Source organism: Azospirillum sp. (assembly GCF_050789165.1).
In genome coordinates this window covers 21,266-41,087 of record NZ_JBOZRT010000006.1, presented here as the reverse complement: position 1 = coordinate 41,087, position 19,822 = coordinate 21,266, and the positions used below count along the sequence as shown (strand labels likewise).

General features: G+C 69.4%; 18 protein-coding genes and 1 tRNA gene. 7 read left to right on the top strand and 12 right to left on the bottom strand.

From position 1 onward, the window contains the following. A partial coding sequence (locus tag ACRWK7_RS00595; protein WP_431854220.1) for a methyl-accepting chemotaxis protein occupies positions 1-1,819 on the bottom strand: 1,819 nt, incomplete at its 3' end. A gap of 249 nt (positions 1,820-2,068) precedes the next feature. Between ACRWK7_RS00595 and msrP the strand changes: the two genes are divergently transcribed. From msrP to ACRWK7_RS00580, 3 genes are all read left to right on the top strand, one after another. Beyond that, positions 2,069-2,995, top strand: a complete 927-nt coding sequence (msrP, locus tag ACRWK7_RS00590; protein WP_431854219.1) for a protein-methionine-sulfoxide reductase catalytic subunit MsrP — start codon at positions 2,069-2,071, stop codon at positions 2,993-2,995. Position 2,996: 1 nt separating this feature from the next. Next, positions 2,997-3,656 (top strand): sulfite oxidase heme-binding subunit YedZ, encoded by a 660-nt coding sequence (locus ACRWK7_RS00585; RefSeq protein WP_431854218.1) that lies wholly within the window; start codon positions 2,997-2,999, stop codon positions 3,654-3,656. Between the two features lie 105 nt (positions 3,657-3,761). Beyond that, positions 3,762-5,087: a calcium-binding protein gene (locus ACRWK7_RS00580; protein ID WP_431854217.1), complete on the top strand. Its 1,326-nt coding sequence runs from the start codon at positions 3,762-3,764 to the stop codon at positions 5,085-5,087. Positions 5,088-5,181: 94 nt separating this feature from the next. On the opposite strand, the gene ACRWK7_RS00575 is transcribed toward ACRWK7_RS00580, so the two are convergent. The 3 genes from ACRWK7_RS00575 to ACRWK7_RS00565 all read right to left on the bottom strand — a co-directional run bounded on the left by ACRWK7_RS00575 (position 5,182) and on the right by ACRWK7_RS00565 (position 6,668). Then, a tRNA-Glu gene (locus ACRWK7_RS00575) sits at positions 5,182-5,257 on the bottom strand. A gap of 56 nt (positions 5,258-5,313) precedes the next feature. Further along, complete coding sequence (locus ACRWK7_RS00570; protein WP_431854216.1) at positions 5,314-6,342, bottom strand: threonine aldolase family protein; 1,029 nt, start codon at positions 6,340-6,342, stop codon at positions 5,314-5,316. Then, positions 6,339-6,668 carry a hypothetical protein gene (locus ACRWK7_RS00565; protein ID WP_431854215.1) on the bottom strand — a complete coding sequence of 110 codons (330 nt, stop codon included), beginning with the start codon at positions 6,666-6,668 and terminating at the stop codon, positions 6,339-6,341. The genes ACRWK7_RS00570 and ACRWK7_RS00565 overlap by 4 nt, the downstream gene beginning before the upstream one ends. A gap of 25 nt (positions 6,669-6,693) precedes the next feature. Between ACRWK7_RS00565 and ACRWK7_RS00560 the strand changes: the two genes are divergently transcribed. Beyond that, entirely contained in the window at positions 6,694-7,692 is a 999-nt protein-coding gene (locus ACRWK7_RS00560) for an RluA family pseudouridine synthase (RefSeq protein ID WP_431854214.1), read from the top strand. A gap of 152 nt (positions 7,693-7,844) precedes the next feature. Next, positions 7,845-8,729 (top strand): RNA polymerase sigma factor RpoH, encoded by an 885-nt coding sequence (gene rpoH / locus ACRWK7_RS00555; protein WP_431854213.1) that lies wholly within the window; start codon positions 7,845-7,847, stop codon positions 8,727-8,729. A gap of 161 nt (positions 8,730-8,890) precedes the next feature. Here rpoH and ACRWK7_RS00550 read toward each other — a convergent pair whose 3' ends face one another. The 4 genes from ACRWK7_RS00550 to ACRWK7_RS00535 all read right to left on the bottom strand — a co-directional run bounded on the left by ACRWK7_RS00550 (position 8,891) and on the right by ACRWK7_RS00535 (position 14,349). Further along, a complete protein-coding gene (locus ACRWK7_RS00550; RefSeq protein WP_431854212.1) occupies positions 8,891-9,400 on the bottom strand; it encodes a hypothetical protein in 510 nt (169 codons plus the stop codon). A gap of 17 nt (positions 9,401-9,417) precedes the next feature. Continuing rightward, on the bottom strand, positions 9,418-11,412 hold the full coding sequence (locus ACRWK7_RS00545; protein WP_431854211.1) for a serine/threonine protein kinase: 1,995 nt from the start codon (positions 11,410-11,412) through the stop codon (positions 9,418-9,420). Positions 11,413-11,852: 440 nt separating this feature from the next. Then, the gene (locus tag ACRWK7_RS00540; RefSeq protein ID WP_431854210.1) at positions 11,853-13,145 is read right to left on the bottom strand and encodes an adenylosuccinate synthase; all 1,293 of its coding nucleotides are present in this window, start codon (positions 13,143-13,145) and stop codon (positions 11,853-11,855) included. Between the two features lie 49 nt (positions 13,146-13,194). Beyond that, positions 13,195-14,349, bottom strand: coding sequence for an ATP phosphoribosyltransferase regulatory subunit (locus tag ACRWK7_RS00535; protein ID WP_431854209.1), 1,155 nt, complete (start codon positions 14,347-14,349; stop codon positions 13,195-13,197). A gap of 211 nt (positions 14,350-14,560) precedes the next feature. Between ACRWK7_RS00535 and ACRWK7_RS00530 the strand changes: the two genes are divergently transcribed. After that, a complete protein-coding gene (locus ACRWK7_RS00530) occupies positions 14,561-16,273 on the top strand; it encodes a hypothetical protein (protein WP_431854208.1) in 1,713 nt (570 codons plus the stop codon). Positions 16,274-16,485: 212 nt separating this feature from the next. Beyond that, positions 16,486-16,755 carry a hypothetical protein gene (locus ACRWK7_RS00525; protein WP_431854207.1) on the top strand — a complete coding sequence of 90 codons (270 nt, stop codon included), beginning with the start codon at positions 16,486-16,488 and terminating at the stop codon, positions 16,753-16,755. A 12-nt stretch (positions 16,756-16,767) separates the two neighbouring features. Here the strand turns inward: ACRWK7_RS00525 and ACRWK7_RS00520 are convergent, their stop codons facing one another. The 4 genes from ACRWK7_RS00520 to ACRWK7_RS00505 all read right to left on the bottom strand — a co-directional run bounded on the left by ACRWK7_RS00520 (position 16,768) and on the right by ACRWK7_RS00505 (position 19,818). Beyond that, a complete protein-coding gene (locus ACRWK7_RS00520) occupies positions 16,768-17,766 on the bottom strand; it encodes a glycosyltransferase (RefSeq protein ID WP_431854206.1) in 999 nt (332 codons plus the stop codon). A gap of 301 nt (positions 17,767-18,067) precedes the next feature. Then, positions 18,068-18,529 carry a MaoC family dehydratase gene (locus ACRWK7_RS00515; RefSeq protein WP_431854205.1) on the bottom strand — a complete coding sequence of 154 codons (462 nt, stop codon included), beginning with the start codon at positions 18,527-18,529 and terminating at the stop codon, positions 18,068-18,070. 10 nt (positions 18,530-18,539) lie between these two features. Next, positions 18,540-19,037 (bottom strand): GNAT family N-acetyltransferase, encoded by a 498-nt coding sequence (locus tag ACRWK7_RS00510; RefSeq protein WP_431854204.1) that lies wholly within the window; start codon positions 19,035-19,037, stop codon positions 18,540-18,542. Next, positions 19,030-19,818, bottom strand: coding sequence for a PhzF family phenazine biosynthesis protein (locus ACRWK7_RS00505; RefSeq protein ID WP_431854203.1), 789 nt, complete (start codon positions 19,816-19,818; stop codon positions 19,030-19,032). The genes ACRWK7_RS00510 and ACRWK7_RS00505 overlap by 8 nt, the downstream gene beginning before the upstream one ends. Positions 19,819-19,822: the final 4 nt, after the last annotated feature.

Sequence of the window (19,822 nt, the reverse complement as noted above, 5' to 3'; positions counted from 1 at the left end):
TGTCCTCGGTCGCCTTGGCCGTCTGGTTGGCGAGGTTCTTCACCTCCTGCGCCACCACGGCGAAGCCCTTGCCGGCCTCCCCCGCCCGCGCCGCCTCAATGGTCGCGTTGAGGGCGAGGAGGTTGGTCTGGCTGGCGATGCTCTGGATCAGGTTGGCGACCTCGCCGATGCGGCCGACGGCGTCGGACAGCGAGCGGATGGTGCCCTGGGTGCGCACCCCGGTCTCCACCGCCTGCCGGGTGACCGCGCCGGAGTGCGCGACCTGCGACGTGATCTCGCGGATCGAGGCGGCCAGCTCCTCGCTGGCGGCGGCGACGGTCTGGGCGTTGGCCTGCGCCTGCTCGGCGGCGGCGGCCACGCTCTGGGCGTTGGCGCTGACCCGCTCGGCCGAGCCGGCCATGCCCAGCGCGTCGCGCGCCATGGCGCCGGTGCGGTCGGCGACCTGCGACACCGCGGCGCCCGCCTCGCGCTCGACCGTCTCGGCCATGGTCTTCAGCGCGGTGACGCGCTCTTCCTCGGCGCGGCGCTGCTGCTCGGTGCTCTCCTGGACCGAGTAGGCGAGCTTCGCCTTCATCGCCCGCAGCAGCGCGGTGATGCGGGTGAACTCCGGCACGCGGGCGTTCTCGATGACGTAGGCGAAGTTGCCCAGCGCGATGGCGTCCAGGTGCGCCTCCATGCGCCGCAACGGGGTGCGGATCGTGGCCATCAGCAGCAGGCAGAACCCGACGGCGCCGAGCACGCCCAGCGCGTTGACGATCACCGCGACGAGGAGGTGACGCTGGTAGTTCTCCTCGGCCTCGCCGAACGCCTGCCCGGCGACGCGGACCTGCAGGGCGGCCAGTTCGCCAGCCAGCGCGGCGGCGCTGTCGGCCAGGGGGATCAGTTTCTCCCTGAGGTGCCGCTCGGCGCCGGCCGCATCGGCGGCGCGCAGCAGCCGCAGCGCCGGCGCGAACCCCTCGGTGTCGAGCGTGGCGCGGAGCCCGGCCAGGCGCCCCGCCAGGGCGGCCTGCTCCGGTGTCTGGGCCGCCGCCATGACGCGGTCCCAGGCGCCGGCGATCTGGCCGCTGGTCGCCGCCACGGCCGCCGCGCGCGCCTCCAGCGCCGGGGCCGGAGCCCCCGACCGGGCCTCCAGGACGCCGAGGGCGACCTGCTGCACGCTGCCGCGCCACCGCTCCTGGATCTCGCCGAGTTGCGCCACCGGCACCGTCCGGTCGCGGTAGACGCTGCTCAGCGCGTCCTCCGTCTCGGACATGCCGGCAAGCGAGGTCCACGACACCGCGATCATGGCGCAGATCAGCAGCACGAACGCCGCGATCATCCGGCCGCCGATGCTGGCCGCGATCTTCGACAGCCGGGCCGCGGCGCCGGTCCGCACGACCTGCCCGTCGTCGAGCCCGTAGCCGGCCCCCTTGCCGGTGCGGATCGCCTCGTAGATCCGCTCGGCGGCGGCGACGTCCTCGCGCGACGGCTTGGAGCGGATCGAGACGTAGCCGGTGATCCGCCCGTCCTCGGTCCACGGCGTGACGTTGGCGCGCACCCAGTAGTGGTCGCCGTTCTTCGCCCGGTTCTTCACCAGCCCTTCCCAGGGGCGGCCCGCCTTGATGGTCGCCCACAGGTTGGCGAACGCCTCCTTGGGCATGTGGGGATGGCGCACGAGGTTGTGCGGCGCCCCCAGCAGCTCCTCGCCGGAGAAGCCGCTGATGTCGGTGAACGCCTGGTTGACGAAGCTGATCCGGCCGCCGGTGTCCGTCCTCGACACCAGCAGGGTGCCGTCCTGCATCTCCACTTCGCGGTTGGTGATCGGCCCGTTGTCTCGCATGGCGCTCTCCCTCTCCGACGGCCGCCGCCGAGACCCGTGCATCCGGCCGCAGGCGATTGGCGTATATCAGTCGGTGTACGAAGGGCCGATAATTTTGGATCGAAGTTAATTTGCGTCAATTTGTGACATGACGCCCGCGCTCCGGGTTCCCGACACGCTCACGCGCTTGTGTTCCCGGTGTGATTCGCGCCGTTGCGCCACCATGGTTAGGGTGACCGCATCGATCAGCCGGTGTGTGGAGAGGGTCGGATGTTGCTCAGGTTCCCCAGGGCGTCGCAGGCGCGCGAGGATGAGGTCACGCCGCGGTCGCTGTTCCTGTCGCGCCGTTCGCTGCTGGCCGGCGCCGGCGCCGCGGCGCTGTTCCCGGACGCGGCGGCCGCGGCTCTCCAGGCGCCGACCACCCTGCGGCCGCAGGACGCCAAGCTGGACGAGGTGACGCCGAAGAAGTCGGCGACCACCTACAACAATTTCTACGAGTTCGGCGTCGCCAAGACCGACCCCGCCGAGGCCGCCGGCGCCCTGCGCACCCGCCCCTGGGAGGTCGTGGTCGAGGGCGAGGTCGCCAAGCCCAAGACTTTCGGCATCGAGGAACTGCTGACGTTCCCGCTGGAAGAGCGCATCTACCGCCTGCGCTGCGTCGAGGCGTGGTCGATGGTGATCCCCTGGGTCGGCTTCCCGCTGGCCGAGCTGCTGAAGCGGGTGGAGCCCACCGGTTCGGCCCGCTACGTCGCCTTCCAGACGCTGCACGCCCCCGACCAGATGCCGGTGCAGCGCACCGGATTCATGGAATGGCCGTACGTCGAGGGCCTGCGCCTGGACGAGGCGATGCACCCGCTGGCCATCCTGGCGGTGGGCATGTACGGCGACGTGCTGCCGAACCAGAACGGCGCGCCGGTGCGGCTGGTGGTGCCGTGGAAGTACGGCTTCAAGTCGATCAAGTCGATCGTCCGCATCCGGCTGACCCGCGACCTGCCGCCGACCACCTGGAACCGCATGCAGGCGAGCGAGTACGGCTTCTACGCCAACGTGAACCCGGACGTCGACCACCCGCGCTGGAGCCAGGCGACCGAGCGCCGGGTCGGCGAGTTCCTGCGCCGCAAGACGCTGCCCTTCAACGGCTACGCCGAGGAGGTCGCGTCGCTGTACGCCGGCCTGGACCTGAAGGCGAACTTCTGAGATGCGCCGCTGGATCGAGACGCGCCTGGCCTCGCGCCGGGCGAAGCCGGCGGCGTTCGCGCTGGCGCTGCTGCCGCTGGCGTGGATGGTGTGGCTGGCGCTGTCCGGCGGGCTGGGCGCCGAGCCGGTCGCCGGCGCGGTGCGGGAGACCGGGGTGTGGGCGCTGCGGTTCCTGCTGCTGGCGCTGGCGGTCACGCCGCTGCGCCGGCTGACCGGGCTGTCAGGGCTGGCGCGTTTCCGGCGGATGATCGGGCTGTTCGCCTTCTTCTACGCGGTGCTGCACCTGTCCACCTACGTCGGCATCGACCAGTTCTTCGACTGGGCCGCGGTGTGGAAGGACATCGTCAAGCGCCCGTACATCACCGTGGGCATGGGCGCCTTCCTGGTCCTGACGGTGCTGGCGGCGACCTCCACCGACGCCATGCTCCGCCGTCTCGGCGGGCGGCGCTGGCGGGCGCTGCACAAGGCGGTGTTCGCCGCGGGTGCCGCGGGCTGCCTGCACTACGTCATGCTGGTGAAGGGGTGGCAGACGGCGCCGCTGGTCTACGCCGCGGTGTTCGCCGCCCTGGCCGGCGTGCGGTCGTTCCGGCTGAACACGGCGCGCGGTCAGGCCGCCCGTCACGCTCTCAGGCGGAACGGCGCCGTTGGCTCGCCGCGTTAGGGTTGCGGCTTCAGCAGAGCCCCCTTACAGTTGTACCCCTGAGGTTGAGCGCCCTATCAGTGCGCGCGCAGGGCGGGCGCTCCCGCCGCTTCCGGGGGGAAGGTCATGACCAATTTCACCACCTATGTTCAGACCAGCACGGCCGGGGAAGGGAGCATCACGCAGGTCACATTCGACAATTATTATACACTGTCGACGACCCTCTCCTCGATTACGTGGAGGTATACGCTGCGCGGCACCCCGGTCATGGACGTCACGGCGACCGGGACCTATTCGGAATACTGGGGAACTCCATACGGAAGCCTTTCCTCGATTACAGCCCAGCGCCCCGATGGCAGCCCGATTGTAAGCATAACCAACATCAACAGAACCTTTTATGGTCTCTCGGGCCTGTCCTCGCTGCTGACCATGTCCTCGATGCTCTCCGGAAGCGATTCCATCATCGGATCCAGCTACAGCGACACGCTGTACGCCCGTGACGGCAACGACATCGTCTTTGGAAACGCGGGTTACGACCTCCTTGATGGCGGCGCTGGCGCCGACACGCTCTACGGCGGCTTCGACGGGGACGTGATCTATGGCGGTTCCGGCGCGGACGTCATCTACGGAGACGAGGCCGGAGACGTCCTCTACGGGGGCGCCGACAACGATTACGTGGTCGGCGGCAGCGGCAGCGACATCCTGTACGGAGACTCCGGGGACGACCGGCTGTTCGGGGCCGAAGGAGTGGATACGATCGTCGGCGGCACCGGCAACGATACCATCGCCGGCCAGGACGACAGCGACCTCCTGATGGGAAGCGAGGGCAACGACGAACTGCACGGCTGGACCGGCAACGACACCTTGTATGGCGGATCCGGCAACGACCTCCTGCTCGGCCAGTCGGGCGACGACGTGCTCTTCGCCGAGGATGGTGACGACAGGCTCGATGGCGGCGACGGCACCAACCTGCTGTTCTGCCAAGCCGGAGCGGACTGGGCGGTCGGCGGCAGCGGCGCCGATTCGCTGTATGGATGGACCGGCAACGACACGCTGATCGGCGGCGCCGGCGACGACGCGCTGTTCGGCGAACAGGACGCCGACCAGCTTTACGGCCAGGAGGGCAACGATGTTCTCTGGGGCGGCGCCGGCAACGACGAGCTGCATGGATGGGTCGGAGACGACACCCTCTACGGTGCCGGGGGCAACGATCTCCTCCTCGGCCAAGGGGGTGCCGACACGTACCTGTTCATCCCGGGTTCCGGAAACGACACCATCGTCGACTTCAACGCCGCCGAAGGCGACCGCATCCAGGTTGCGCCGAACACCGTCTGGTCGGTGCGGACTTATGCGGGCACGGGCGCGCAGATCACGTTCGGCAGCGGCGACACCGTCGTGCTGCAGAACATGGCGGCGTCGGCCGTGACGGCGGACGTCTTCCGGTTCGTATGAGCCGCACGCCTGAGCGGAGCGTGGAGACATGGAAAACAAAAAGGCCCAGCTGAAAAGCTGGGCCTTTTAATCTCGTGACCGATCCAAGAAAGGATGGCGTCCCCACGGGGATTCGAACCCCGGTTGCCGCCGTGAGAGGGCGGTGTCCTAGGCCTCTAGACGATGGGGACGTCGTTCGGCGTGGGCGGTTATGTACCGATACGCCGAACCGAGTTCAAGCTCTTTTTTACGCCGATGCCGCAGTTTTTACGAATTCGTCCACCGCCCACGCCGGCGTGTCGAACGCCGTCACCACACGCAGCAGCGAGCCCTCCCAGCGGTGGAAGCGGAAGCCGGCCGTCTCCAGCGCCCCGATGGCGCCTTCCGGCAGGCGGACGAACACCTCGTTGGCCTCGACCGCGAAGGCGAGTTCGGCCCCCGGCACCGCCGCCAGCCCGGCCGCCAGACGGTCGGCCATGGCGTTGGCGTGCCGCGCCAGCCGCAGCCACAGCCCGCCGGCCAGCCACGCCTCCATCTGCGCCGAGACGAAGCGCATCTTCGACAGCAGGTGGCCGCCGCGCTTGCGCAGGAAGCCCAGGTCATCGGCCAGCGCCGGGTTGAACACCACCACCGCCTCGGCGGCGAAGCAGCCGCCCTTGGTGCCGCCCAGCGACAGAACGTCCACCCCGGCCTTCCAGGTCAGCTCGGCCGGCGTGCAGCCCAGCCGCGCCACCGCGTTGGCGAACCGCGCGCCGTCCATGTGCACGGTCAGTCCGGCGCGGTGCGCCACGTCGGCGAGGCCCGCGATTTCGTCCGGGCGGTAGACGGTGCCGGCCTCGGTGGCCTGCGACAGGCTGAGCGCCGCCGGCTGCACCCGGTGCACCACGCCGATCCCCGACCCGGCCAGCGCCGAGTCGAGCGCCGCCGCCGTCAGCTTGCCCGAATCACCCTTCAGCCCGACCAGCTTGGCGCCGCCGGTGTACAGCTCCGGTGCGCCGCACTCGTCGACGTGGATGTGCGCCTCCTCGTGGCAGTACACCGCCCCGAAGGGTGGAGTCGCCGCGGCGAGCGCCAGGGAGTTGGCGGCGGTGCCGGTGGCCACCGGGAACACCGCGACCTCGGTCTCGAACAGCGCCGCGACCTGCGCCTTCAGCCGCTCGGTCCAGTCGTCGGCGCCGTAGGAGGCGGCGGTGCCGCGCGCGGCCAGCGCCAGCGCGTCCATCACCTCCGGCGCGCAGCCGGCCACGTTGTCGCTGCGGAAATCGTATCCGGTCATTGGAAAGCCTTCCCGGTGGTCACCGCCGGGCTGACGCCGCCGGTGCGCGGATCGAGGATATAGAGCGTGTCGGCCCCGTCGGGCACCGTCACCTTGAACACCACGCGGGCGCCCGCCGGCACCAGGTCGCCGATGCGCGCCCCGGCGGGCAGGCCCAGCGCCGCGACTCCGCCGGCCACCGGCGGGATCGGCCGCTCCTCGGGCGCCTCACGCGCCGGTTCCGACGCGTGGCGGGAGAAGCGTTTGATGACCTCGACGCCCAGATAGGCGTAGCCGGCCAGGATGAACACGCCCATGATGATCAGGGCCGCCTTGAGAACGCGCACGGTTCCGGTCCACTCTCAGACAATCATGCAGAACGACGAACGACCCGACACCGGCGGACGGCTGCACACCGTCGCCGTTCCCGACACCGCCGCGGGCGAGCGCCTGGACAAGGTTCTGGCCGCAAACATCGACGGCCTGTCGCGCTCGCGCGCGCAGGCGCTGCTGGAGCAGGGCCATGTCCGTCTCGACGGCCGGACCATAGCGGACCCCTCGCAGAGGGTCAAACCCGGCCAAACCGTCGAGGTTTTCCTGCCCGAGGCCGAGCCCGCGATTCCCGAGGCGCAGGACATCCCGCTCCAGGTGGTCTACGAGGACGAGGACGTGCTGGTGCTCGACAAACCCGCGGGGCTGGTGGTCCACCCGGCCGCCGGCAATCCGGACAACACGCTGGTCAACGCGCTGCTGGCGCATTGCGGCGACAGCCTGTCGGGCATCGGCGGGGTCAAGCGACCGGGAATCGTGCACCGACTCGACAAGGACACCAGCGGCCTGATGGTCGTCGCCAAGAACGACCGCGCGCACCACGGGCTGACCGAGCAATTCTCCGGCCGCAGCCTCAGCCGCACCTACCAGGCGCTGGTCTGGGGCGTGCCGTCGCCGTCGCGGGGCCGGATCGAGGGCAACATCGGCCGCGACCCGCACGACCGCAAGAAGATGGCGGTGGTCGCCGGTGGCAAGCCCGCCGCCACCCGCTACACGGTGCTCAAGGCCTTCCACGGCGGCGCGGCGCTGGTGGAGTGCACGCTGGAGACCGGCCGCACCCACCAGATCCGCGTGCACATGACGCACATCGGCCATCCGCTGGTGGGCGACCCGCTGTACGGCCGCGGCCGCTCCACCCGGTCCCGCGGGTCGAAGGCGACCCCGTTGCCGGAACCCCTGCGCGGCGCCCTTGTTGGCTTTCCCAGACAGGCCCTGCACGCGGTCGGCCTGACCTTCGCGCACCCGCGCACGGGCGACCGCCTGAGCTTCTCCGCCGACCTGCCGGAGGATCTGCAGGCCCTGATTCGGACTTTGGAATGAATAAAATGTAATTATGCCCCTCGTGCGGGGCGGGGTATCGTTTCCCAAGCATCGTTTGAAGGTGGCGACGCCGTCACGGCGTGGCATACTTGGTCCAAATCGGTCTGGCGCTCGTAAGAAGGCAGTGAAGAGGCCGAAGAGAGGGTTTCGACATGGCGGCAGTTCCCAGCGTCCCGGTGATCAGCGCGGAAAGCAACCTCTCGCGCTATCTGCAGGAAATCCGCAAGTTTCCGATGCTGGCGCCGGAGGAGGAGTACATGCTCGCCAAGAGCTGGCAGGAGCATGAGGACTCGCAGGCCGCGCACAAGCTGGTCACCAGCCATCTGCGTCTGGTGGCGAAGATCGCCATGGGCTACCGCGGCTACGGCCTGCCGCTGTCCGAGCTGATCTCGGAGGGCAACGTCGGCATGATGCAGGCGGTCAAGCGTTTCGACCCCGACCGCGGCTTCCGGCTGGCCACCTACGCGATGTGGTGGATCCGCGCCGCCATCCAGGAATACATCCTGCACTCCTGGTCGCTGGTGAAGATGGGCACCACGGCCGCGCAGAAGAAGCTGTTCTTCAACCTGCGCAAGCTGAAGGGCCAGATGCAGGCCATCGAGGAGGGCGACCTCAGCCCCGAGCAGGTGAAGCAGATCGCCACCAAGCTCGAGGTGCCCGAGCAGGACGTGGTCAACATGAACCGCCGTCTGGCGGCGCCCGACCATTCGCTGAACGCGCCGCTGCGCGCCGAGAGCGAGGGCGAGTGGCAGGACTGGCTGGTCGACGAGACCTCGAACCAGGAGATCACGCTGGCCGAGCAGGAGGAGCTGGGCAAGCGCCGCAAGCTGCTGGCGGCGGCGATGACCGGCCTCAACGACCGCGAGCGCGACATCCTGATCGAGCGCCGGCTGCGCGACAACCCGACCACGCTGGAGGATCTGTCGCAGAAGTACGGCATCAGCCGCGAACGCGTCCGCCAGATCGAGGTGCGCGCCTTCGAGAAGCTGCAGAAGGCCATCAAGAACGCCGCGCTGGAGCAGAAGCTGGCGGGCTGACGCCCGCCGCCGCGGCGAAGCCGCTTGTCAGACGCGGCCGGATCCTCTAGGATTTAATTCGCAAAAGCCCGTCGTGCGTCCGCAGCGTCCCGGGTGGTGAACTGAACAGCCCCCGCACACTGTTCCACGGTGTTCCAAACTGTTCCATTCGGCCGAGCGTCCTACTGAGCGGCGGCCGAGCCGATGTCCGGGCCGCCGGACTCGTCGAACATGTCGCCGGCGACGTCCGGCCCCCACTCCTGCACCAGGGCGACCTTGCGCTGCTTCAGCGCGTCGATGCGCCGTTCGGAACGCATGACCTCGGCGTTGGCCACCGCCGGCGGGATGCCGTAGTAGAAGGCCCAGCCCACCGCGGCGGCGCCGTACATCACCAGCCACGCCAACGGATCGCCGAACACCTTGAACGCCGCGTTGACACCGGCGCCGTGCTTCCACAGCTCGATGGCATAGGGCAGGCAGCCGCAGAAGTTCAGGCCGCCGACGGTGATCGGCGCCGGCTTCTCCGGGTCGCGGTCGATCACGTAGGCGACCATGGTCGGGATCATGCCCAGCCCGAACAGGATCGACGTCGGCAGCACCACCAGCCCGGCGGGCAGCAGCAGCAGCAGGAACGTCCACAGGCTCTTCTTCTTGCGCTTCCCGCCGCCGCGCGGGGGCGATTTTTTCGCCATGGCTGCGCGTCCCCTTCCTACAAGGCGAAGAACAGGATGATGCCGGCGACCAGCAGGGTCGAGACGACGCTGGACGCGATGGCCGCCACCTGCCGGCCGGTGGAATCGATGATGCCTTCGCGGTCGCCGACGGTCTGGCGCAGCCGTTCGATCTCGGCGTTGGCCTCGCGGTAGGCGATCTGCGCCGCCTCGAACTCGGCCTTGTCCTTGCGCAGCGAGTCGGGGTCGTCGACGATCTTCAGAAGTTCCGCCAGCCGCCCGTTGTGGGCCGCCGCGTCGGCCTGGCGGCGCACCTCCTCCTGGTGCGGGCGGTTGTGGAAGCGGCGGATCGCCGGGTCCAGCAACGACACGACCCAGCCGCACAGGTGCGGCAGCGGCTCGGTGTTGGTGCGCACCTGCACGTCGGCGAGGATGGTCAGCATGGCGATGATCCGCCGCATCGGCTCGACGGAGGCCGCCAGCTGGCCGTACAGGATCTCCTCGGCGCGCTTGTGGCGGGCGGCGAAGAAGGCGGCGATGTGGCGGTCGACGGGATCCTTGTTGCGCTCACCGCCGGACGCGGTCCAGTCCAGCGCCCGCAGCACGTCGGCCGGCGTCACCGGGTACTGCGCCGCCACCAGCGGGCTGATGCAGGGCATCGCCGGGTTGGCCTCGTACAGCACGCGCTCCAGCCCCAGGCCCGGCGCCGTGCGGTCGAGGAAGGTGCGCAGCTGGTCGAAGGCGTGCACCAACGGCACGAACTCCGGCTTGAAGTCGCTCTGGACATTGACCCAGAACATCGGCAGCTGGTTGCTGATGACCTCGGCCACCGACTGCGGTGACTCCCCGCGCAGGAACGCCTCGGCCAGCGCCGGCCCGACGCCGTCGGGCAGCACCGCCTTGGTGCGGTAGCGGATCGGCGCCGCCGGGTCGAGCGCCATGCACACGCGCGCCACCAGCCGGTCGGTGGCGGTGCCGCCCTTGCCCGAGGAGGCCGTCTGGATGGCGTTGGCGACGGCGTCGGCGCGGATCTCGTCGGACATGCTGCGGCGCAGCCACTTGTCCAGCTCGCCGCTTTCAATGACCGGCGTCGCCGCCGCCGGGCTGCGGCCGAAGGCGCGCGACAACGTGCGGCAGTACCAGTAATCCTGCCCCTGGAACTCCATGGGGCGCGCGGCGCGCTTGGGGATCTGCGGCTGCTTGGGGCTGAGGCGGCGGCCGGACAGCCAGAGGTCGAGGTCGTTCAGCGTCCAGCGCTGCTTGGGGTCGTCCACCAGCAGGCCGCGGATCACCTCGCCGATGGCGAGCGGCAGGCGCATCTGCCCGACCAGCGCCGGGTAGGACCCGCGCTCGATCTTGGTCTGGATCAGCACCTCGTCGTCGACGCCGGCCACCGGGTTGCGCCCCAGCAGCAGGATCAGCAGCGTGACGCCCAGCGAGTAGAGGTCGTCGGCGATGGTGCCGTTGCCGCGGCCGGACGGCATGGCCATGCCGCGCTCGATGGTCTCCAGCAGCACCGGCTGGCCGAATCCGGGCGGTGCCGTCACCGCCTCGCCCAGCATCAGCGTGCCGGACGCCACGTCGCGGTAGAAGAGGTTGTTCGGCCGGATGGCGCCGTGCACCACGCCGCGGCTCGACAGCTCCCGCAGCGCGCTGACCACCAGCTGCACCACCTGCCGGGTCAGCTGCTCCTCGGGCATGGGCTCGATCGGCTCGGCCAGCGAGTTCATCAGGCGGCGGCCGGCCGGCTTCTCGAAGACCATGCAGTAGCGCCGGGTCTTGTCGGCCGGCCAATCGACGACGCCCCAGTCGAACAGCTTCATGATCGCCGGGTTGTCGACGTTGGCGAAGGTCGACACGACGTCGGCCCGCGGCGGCACGGCGCCGTAGCAGATCACGGCGAACGGCTCGGTCCCCTTGCCGCGCAGCGAGCGCGCGGCGAAGGCGTTGGCGTTGACCGAATTGAGGCCGGGAAGCGCCGAGCTGGGCACCACCTCGTACCGCTCGGCCAGCTTGACGGTATCACCCGACATGGCGGCACGCGCGCGGAGGACGCGCCAAGCGTCGGAGGGGTTGGCGGGGGATGATCCTCACTCTCGGCACACGGAGCAGCCTAACTTGCGTCGTTCAGCGAAAATAACCGCTTAACGTTGCGCGGTCGAGCACGCTTCGCACAGCAACGCTCACGCTCGCGGTGCCGGTCACCGCGACACGCCGCTACTCGACGCAGGGAGGAAAATGTCATAAAGATGTACGCGCCGCACGAGAATCCTCCCGTGCGGCAAACTGGAGGGTAAGACCATGCGGAAACGCTGGCGTCTTAGCCTGAAGGTCCAGGTGACGGCGAAGGGAGTCACGATCCGCTTCGCCGTCGAGTACCTAGACTAGCGGCGGGGAGGTCCGGGAAACCGGCCCTCCCTCCCCTCCAAGATAGTGCAAGCGGGGCCGCCGTGCAACCGGCCGCCACCCCGCCTCAGTCGGCGAACGGGTCGTGCATCAGAATGGTGTCGTCGCGCTCGGGGCTGGTGGACAGCAGCGCCACCGGGCACTGGATCAGCTCCTCGATGTGGCGGACGTACTTGACCGCCTGCGCGGGCAGTTCGGCCCAGGAGCGGGCACCCTGGGTGCTCTCCTTCCAGCCCTCGAACGTCTCGTAGATCGGCTCGACGCGGGCCTGGGCGCTCTGGCCGGCCGGGAAGTAGTCCAGCTCCTGCCCGTCCAGGCGGTAGCCGACGCACACCTTGATCTCGTCGAAGCCGTCCAGCACGTCCAGCTTGGTCAGCGCGATGCCGTCGATGCCGCCGGTCTTGATCGCCTGGCGGACCATGACGGCGTCGAACCAGCCGCAGCGGCGCTTGCGGCCGGTGACGGTGCCGAACTCGCGCCCGCGCTCGCCGATCTTGTCGCCGATCTCGTTGATCTGCTCGGTCGGGAACGGGCCGGAGCCGACGCGCGTCGTGTACGCCTTGCAGATGCCCAGCACATAGCCGACCGCCCGCGGGCCCATGCCGCACCCGACGGCGGCGTTGCCGGCCAGCGTGTTGGAAGAGGTGACGAACGGGTACGTGCCGTGGTCGATGTCGAGCATCGAGCCCTGCGCGCCTTCGAACAGGATGCGCTTGCCGGAGCGGCGCAGCTCGTCCAGCCGCTTCCAGACCACCGCCATGTAGGGGAGGATCTTCGGCGCGACCTCCTTCAGCGGGGCCAGCAGCTCTTCCGGCTTGATCTCCGCCGCGCCCAGGCCGCGCAGCGAGGCGTTGTGGTGGAACAGCAGCTGGTCGACCTTCTCGGCCAGCAGCGCCTCGTCGGCGAGGTCGCACAGGCGGATGGCGCGGCGCGCCACCTTGTCCTCGTAGGCCGGACCGATGCCGCGGCCGGTGGTGCCGATCTTGGAGGCTCCGCGGGCTTCCTCGCGGGCGCGGTCGATGGCGCCGTGAATGGGCAGGATCAGCGGAACGTTCTCAGCCACCAGCAGGTTCGCCGGATTGACGTCGACGCCCTTCTCGCGGATGCCCTCGACCTCCTTGAGGAAGGCCCACGGGTCGAAGACCACGCCGTTGCCGATCACCGACAGCTTGCCCGAGCGCACCACGCCCGAGGGCAGCAGGCTGAGCTTGTAGGTGACGCCGTTGATCACCAGCGTATGGCCGGCGTTGTGGCCCCCCTGGAAACGGACGACGACGTCGGCCCGGCTGGACAGCCAGTCGACGATCTTGCCCTTGCCCTCGTCGCCCCACTGGGCGCCGACCACCGCCACGTTGGCCATGTCGATCTCCGCAATAAAACCGCTGTTTTCCCGAAGGAGGAAAGTTTCGCTACTCCGCCGGCGACACCGCGCCGCCCGTATAAACATGGCTGCAGGCCAGACGTTTGGCCTCGGCCTTCACGTCGGGCGCGGGCTCCAGCCCGGCCACCGTCACCCAGCCCTGGGTGCGCAGACCCGCCGCCTCGTCCACCGGGGTGCCGTGCGGCACGAAGACCCGGCGTGGCGCCTGCGGCGCCGGCACGGCGCGCAGCACGCTGTCCATGTAGAGGGTGAACCCGGTGGCGGGCTCGCCCTCGTCGTCCTTGCCGCTGCCGGCGCGGTAGCGCCCGCCGCCGCCCAGCTCGCCGCGCACGCCGCGCGCGAACAGGGTGAAGCTGAGGCCGGTCTGGTACTCGAAGCCGCGGTGTTCGACGAAGTCGATGGTGACCGTCAGCCCCGGATTGGCGGCGCGGATCAGGCGCACCACCTCGGTCAGGCGGCGGCGGTCCTTCTCCGCCGCCTCGGGCAGCGACAGGCCGGCCAGCGCCGTCATGGCGCGCTCGGCCGGGCCGGAGGCGACGATCAGCTTCTCCAGCAGCACCGCCGCCGGGCCGCCGACCGCCGCCACCGCGGCGGCGTCCTTGCGGTCGAGCGCGGCGCGCAACGTGGACGCCGTCTCGTCGTCGAGGCCCAGCGCGCCGAAGAGCAGCGGCACCATGGTCGGCACGCAGAGGTCAACCGACAGGTGCCTCACCCCCACCGCCTCCAGCGCGCGCGCTGCCAGCAGGATGACCTCGGCGTCGGATTCCGGCTGCAGGACGCCGATGATCTCGACGCCGACCTGGGCGAACTGCCGCTCGGGGCGCAGCTGCGAGCCCTTCACGCGCAGCACCTGCCCGGCGTAGCACAGGCGCAGCGGGCGCGGCGCCTTGGCCAAGCGGGTGGTGGCGATGCGGGCGATCTGCGGCGTCATGTCGGCGCGCACGGCCATCATGCGTTGCGACAGCGGGTCCATCAGACGGAAGGTCTGCTTCGCCATCGCGGCGCCGGAGCCGGACAGCAGGCTCTCCTCGAACTCGACCAGCGGCGGCTTCACGCGTTCGTAGCCGGTGGCTTCGAACGCGGCCATCAGACGCTCGATCGATGCGGCCTCGTGCGCGGCCTCGAGCGGAAGCACATCGTGCAGGCCTGCGGGAAGCAGCGCGGAACTGGACGGGTTGGGCATGGCTCGAGCAGGGTCGTTCTTAGGGCACCGCCCGCAGCACGGGCGCACGGAGCCGGTCAATAGCCGACACGCCGCCGCCGTGCAAACGGAAAAGGCCGGTGGGCATGCAAGGCGGCTCCGCGAAATTCATAGAACCTAAAGTTTGCGATTGAATTTATCCGAAAAAAGTTCGAATCCTGAATTGTCGTGCGGCAAATCGTCCGAGGCCAAAATGGCGGGCATCCGCGGCACCAGCTACGAGGTCCAGCTGTACCAGCAGGACCACTGGGTCATCGACTCCCGGTTCGATGACGAGGCCGAGGCACGCGCCTACGGCAAGCGCATCATCTCCGGCGGCAAGATCGAAGGGTTCCGCGTCGTCCGCGACTGGATGCGGCCGGACGGACGCCATGTCGAGACGCAGATCTGCGAAGAGTTCCGAGCCACCTCGAACACCATCACCATCGCCCCCATCGACGAGGCGCCGACCGCCTGCCAGACGGCGGGGCAGACCTACAGCGTCGAGAGCCGCATGGTGATGAATCGCCTGCTGCGCGGCTACGTCGAGCGCATGGTCGTCACCCCGACCGAGATCATGCACAACTACCAGGAACTCAAGCGCCTCCTGGACAAGGACAACCTCGTGCCGATGGCGGTTGGCCGGGTGGCGGCGCTGCAGGCGGAGGGCAGCGGCAAGGACAGCCGCTCGCGCCGCGACGAACTGTACGGCTTCGTCAACGAGATCACCGAGCGCGCCCGGCGCGCCTCGGCGCGCGAGGACCTGCCGCAGATCGGCCGGACCGGCTTCGGTCCCGCCTTCGAAGCGCTGGCGGCGAAGGAGACGCCGGAGGACCGCGATTTCTTTGCCCGGGTGGCGCTGTCGCGCGACCTCGTGCAGATGCGCAACTGGCTGGCCAAGCTGGACTTCCTGTCCGAGCTGGTGCGCGAGGACGGCGGCCTGAAGGACGAACCGCTGACCCTGGTGGACGGCGTCATGGCCGACGTGCTGGGGGCGCCCTCGGTGGCGCAGGAGTTGCTGGGCACCCAGCGAAATCTGGCCGAGGCGCTGTGCAACCTGATCGACCTGTCTTGCGGCCGGCTCGACGCCACCCACCGCACCGAGGAAGACCGCGCCCTGCACCTGAGCGAGCTGCTGGCCTACAACGCGCTGGACGAGACGCGGCTGGTCATCATCGACCTGGTGCGCCGCCAGCTGAAAAGCGCGCAGCCCTTGCACCGCAACGACGCGTCGGCCGAGCGCGACGCGTTCGACCGGGTACTGACGCGCGCCGTCTCGCCGGACGGCGTGGTCGGCGGCGGCGGCATGGCGGAGGCGCTGGTCCAGCGCTACATGCGTTTCCTGGAGGCGGGCGGCGCCACCGGGCGGCGGCAGGCGATCACCGACGTGTGCAACCGCCTCACCGATCCGAAGGACCGCGTGCGCTTCCTGCTGGCGCTGTCGCAGTCCGAGCTGGGGCAGATGCACGCCGAGGACATCCTCGGCGCGCTGCAGGCGCTCACCGGCGAGCCGTCGGCAGTGTCGCGCTTCGTGGATCGTGCACAGCCGATCAAGAACAACCTGGAGCAACTCACCAAGCTGTTCGTCCACGTCAACGAATCCCAGGCGCCCGACCCGTTGCGCCGTCAAATCGCCGAGAATCTCGATACCCTGCTGTGCGCCTACATCGTCAACAGCCGGGTGGTGGAGCGGTTGGACAACCCCAACGACATCCTGCGCCACCGCGCAAACCGCCTGATCCAGCTGTGCGCGCCGGGCACGCTGCGCAGCCGGAAGGCGTTGGACATGGTGCGCCAGCATGTCGTCAACCACCTGCGCCAGCCCAACTTCGAGCGCCGCTACGTCGAGGACATCGTCGATCCGGCCATGCAGGCCAAGCTGCTGCGCGACTTTTTCAAACTGCTGGGCGACGCCGGCTTCCGGTGAGACTCCCGATCAGAGCTGCAAGGACACGCGAAGTTCTTCCCTGGCATGTCGCTGACGAAATTGCCCGCAAAGCGTGTGCACGATAACTTTTTCGCAGCGCAACACAGTTCGTATCACAAGCCTTCTTTGCCGCAGGTCGGGAAACGGAGGACCGTGTTACAATGAACCCATGCGCAAAGACCAGGCGCATTACTTCAAGACGGGAGTGCGACATGGTCGACACACCCACCATGAGCCTTCGGGTTCCGCACAACGCCGACATGCGCAAGGCCCTGCGGGAAGCGGCCAGGGCGCTGCGGCAAGGACAGATCACCGCCGAGGCATTGCTGACGTGGCTCGCCAGCCGCCCGGCACACGACCAGGGGCTGACCGAACGCGTCACCGCCATCGAAGAGCGGCTCATCACCCTGGAAACCACGGTGGAACGCCTGCTCCCCACGAAGGGGCGCGACTTATTCTGCCGGGTGGCCAAGGCTGAATGATACGGCCGGCGCCTACAGGAGCGTGCGGTAGAACGCCTCGATCTCGGCCAGCCGGCCGGCTTGGTCGTAGCGGCCGAGATCCACCACGGCGCGCGGGCGCCGCTCGGATCCTGCACGGCGCAGGGCGGCGGCCAGCGCGTCCACGTCGTCCAGCGGCACCAGCTCCGCCGGCATGCCGGGCAGGATCGCCTCGGCGCCCGCCGTGCGCGTGGCGACCACGGGCAGTCCGGCGTCCAGCGCCTCCAGGAACACCAGTCCGAACGGCTCCTCCCGCGACGGCGACACGAACAGGTCGAACGCCTGATAAAGATCGAGCGCGTCGCTGCGGAAACCGGTGAACAGCACGCCGGGCGGGGCGGCGCGTTCCAGGGCCGCGCGCTCCGGCCCGTCACCGACCACGACCAGCCGCGCGTCCGGCAGGGCGGCACGGCGGAACGCCTCCAGCAACAGGTCGACGCCCTTCACCGGGATCAGGTGGCCGACGAAGCCGATGAGGAACGCCCCCTCCCCCGCTCCCAGCTCGCCGCGCAGGCGCGCGGCCTGGACAGCGTCCAGCCGGCGGTGCGGCCGGTACCAGAGATCGATGCGCGCAACCTTGCCCTTGTACTTTGGGGAAACCCCGTCGCGCTGCCAGTCGGTGGTGCAGATCAGCCCATCCACGTCGCGGTAGGACTTGTGCCGGTAATCGAGGTGGATCGTCGCAGCAACCGGCACCCGTCCGGCCAGCTTCGGCATCAGCCGACTCGCCCGGCCGCCGTGCGCGTGCACGACGTCCGGCTTGAAGCGGCGCAGCGCCGCCCAGCCCTGCAGCCACCAGACCGGCCGCCGCAGGCCGACCACCCGCACGCCGGGATCCAGCCAGTCGCGGATCGACAATCCCAGCTCGTCGATGCTGTCGGCGCGCAGCATCAACAGCACGTCGTGCGTCTTCGCCTGTGTGTTGACCAGCTCCGCCACATGCCGCTCGGCGCCGCGGAAGCCTTTGGACAGGATGGCCTGGACGATGCGCACGCGTCAGCCCTGATGGGACGTGGAAAGGGCTGGACGATAGGTGGCCGGCCGAGCAGCGTCAACGGAACCGGCGGTCAACGCGCCGCATGCACGCAAGATTGCAGACCGGGAAGGATGTCCACACCCAGGAAGGAGGATGGTGCATGATCCCACCACACGTCTTCCTTCATCTAAGGATTGAACTGTTCGGTCTGGTGATCGAACTGACGATCCGCAGGTGAAGGGCACCGGGGTGGCGCAGACACACCGCCCCGGCGTCCTTACAATATACGCGCGTCGGTTGCTTTTCAGCTAGACGGCCTCAAACCGCGACCGTGGCCGAGGGGCGCGCCGCGATGATCTGGTCGATGGCGCAGGTCAGCACCGGCTCGCCACGCTGGTTGCTGGTTGTGTAGGCGCAACGCACGATGCCTCGGTCGCCGCGGCGCGAGGGGCGCTTGTCCACCACATCGACGCGCACGCGCAGCGTGTCGCCCGGGCGAACCGGGCGCAGCCAGCGCACCTCGTCCATGGCGCCGCTGCCCAGGCTGGTGCCGTCCAGCACCCCCGTCGCCAGCAGCAGGCGGAAGGTGAGGCCGAGCGTCTGGAAGCCGCTGGCGATCAGCCCGCCGAACGGCCCTTCCGAGGCGGCGACGCCGTCGATGTGGAAGGCCTGCGGGTCGAACATCAGTGCGAAGTCGATGATCTGCGACTCGGTCACGGTGACGCCGCGCGTCTCGATGACGTCGCCGACGCTGAACTCCTCGAACCAGCGGCCCGCCATGCGTTCCCCCTCAGTAGGTCTTCTCGTAGTACAGCACGCCGTCCAGCGGGTTGTGGTAGTAGGCGGGGATCTCGCGGAATCCCAGGCGCTCGTAAAGCGCCCGCGCCGCCGTCAGCTTGCCGAGCGTGTCGAGCCGCATGGAGTGGTAGCCGGCCTCGCGGCCGATCGCCACGATGCGCTCCGCCAGCAGGCGTCCGGCGCCGGTGCCGCGGAACGGCGGCCGGACGTACATGCGCTTCATCTCGCACACGCCGTCGCCGAGCGGGCGCAGGCCGACCACCCCCGCCACCTCCCCGCCGACGCGGGCGAGCAGCAGCGCGCCGTCCGGCGGCGCGTATTTGCCGGGCAGTTCCGCCAACTCCTCCTCGAAGCCCTGGAAGCACAACGAGACGTTCAGTTCGCGCGCGTATTCGCGGAACAGAGCGCGGACGTGCCCGATGTCCTCGGGCCCGCCCGCGGGGGTGATGGTGACGGTCGAGGCGTCAGCCCCGGACCCAGCCTCAGACATGAATGGCGCCTTCCAGGTAAAGAACGGCCGTGCCGCCGATCTTCACCCGGTCGCCCGCCAACTCGCAAGCGAGATTGCCACCGCGCGCCGACACCTGCCGCGCCGACAGCGTGGTCTTGCCCAGACGCTGCGCCCAATACGGAATCAGCGTGCAGTGGGCAGAGCCGGTCACGGGATCCTCCGGGATGCCTTGGGCCGGCGCGAAGAAGCGCGAGACGAAGTCCACGCCGCCCTCGCCCGGCGCCGTCACGCTGACGGCGTAGCGGTCAAGCCCTGCCAGACGCGCCATGTCCGGCTTCAGCTCCCGCACCGTCGTCGCGTCGTCGTAGACGACGAGGTAGTCGCGCCCACCCAGCACCGCGGTGGGCTTCGGCCCGCCCAACGCCGGCAGCAGGTCCGGGTGCGGGTCCACGGCGGCCGGCGGCCGGGCGGGGAAGTCGAGGACGAATCGCTCCCCCTGCCGCGCCACGGTCAGCGCGCCAGCCTGCCGGGTGTTAAACGCGAAGTGCTCGCGCCCCGGCTCCAGAATCGTCGCAATGACGAACGCCGTCGCCAGCGTGGCGTGACCGCACAGGTCCACCTCGACAGCCGGGGTGAACCAGCGCAACTCGCAGCCGTCCCCCTCGCGGACGAAGAAGGCCGTCTCGGCCAGATTGTTCTCCGCCGCGATGGCGAGCAGCGTGGCGTCGGGCAGCCACGCCTCCAGCGGAACGACGGCCGCCGGGTTACCGGCGAAGACGGCGTCCGCGAAGGCATCCACCTGATAGATCGGCAGGCGCATGGCC

Bases quoted from the DNA above. Each gene is read 5' to 3' on its own strand.
- msrP (WP_431854219.1), top strand. From the start codon at position 2,069: ATGTTGCTCAGGTTCCCCAGGGCGTCGCAGGCGCGCGAGGATGAGGTC.
- ACRWK7_RS00585 (WP_431854218.1), top strand. From the start codon at position 2,997: ATGCGCCGCTGGATCGAGACGCGCCTGGCCTCGCGCCGGGCGAAGCCG.
- ACRWK7_RS00580 (WP_431854217.1), top strand. From the start codon at position 3,762: ATGACCAATTTCACCACCTATGTTCAGACCAGCACGGCCGGGGAAGGG.
- ACRWK7_RS00570 (WP_431854216.1), bottom strand. From the start codon at position 6,342: ATGACCGGATACGATTTCCGCAGCGACAACGTGGCCGGCTGCGCGCCG.
- ACRWK7_RS00560 (WP_431854214.1), top strand. From the start codon at position 6,694: ATGCAGAACGACGAACGACCCGACACCGGCGGACGGCTGCACACCGTC.
- rpoH (WP_431854213.1), top strand. From the start codon at position 7,845: ATGGCGGCAGTTCCCAGCGTCCCGGTGATCAGCGCGGAAAGCAACCTC.
- ACRWK7_RS00550 (WP_431854212.1), bottom strand. From the start codon at position 9,400: ATGGCGAAAAAATCGCCCCCGCGCGGCGGCGGGAAGCGCAAGAAGAAG.
- ACRWK7_RS00545 (WP_431854211.1), bottom strand. From the start codon at position 11,412: ATGTCGGGTGATACCGTCAAGCTGGCCGAGCGGTACGAGGTGGTGCCC.
- ACRWK7_RS00540 (WP_431854210.1), bottom strand. From the start codon at position 13,145: ATGGCCAACGTGGCGGTGGTCGGCGCCCAGTGGGGCGACGAGGGCAAG.
- ACRWK7_RS00535 (WP_431854209.1), bottom strand. From the start codon at position 14,349: ATGCCCAACCCGTCCAGTTCCGCGCTGCTTCCCGCAGGCCTGCACGAT.
- ACRWK7_RS00530 (WP_431854208.1), top strand. From the start codon at position 14,561: ATGGCGGGCATCCGCGGCACCAGCTACGAGGTCCAGCTGTACCAGCAG.
- ACRWK7_RS00525 (WP_431854207.1), top strand. From the start codon at position 16,486: ATGGTCGACACACCCACCATGAGCCTTCGGGTTCCGCACAACGCCGAC.
- ACRWK7_RS00515 (WP_431854205.1), bottom strand. From the start codon at position 18,529: ATGGCGGGCCGCTGGTTCGAGGAGTTCAGCGTCGGCGACGTCATCGAG.
- ACRWK7_RS00510 (WP_431854204.1), bottom strand. From the start codon at position 19,037: ATGTCTGAGGCTGGGTCCGGGGCTGACGCCTCGACCGTCACCATCACC.
- ACRWK7_RS00505 (WP_431854203.1), bottom strand. From the start codon at position 19,818: ATGCGCCTGCCGATCTATCAGGTGGATGCCTTCGCGGACGCCGTCTTC.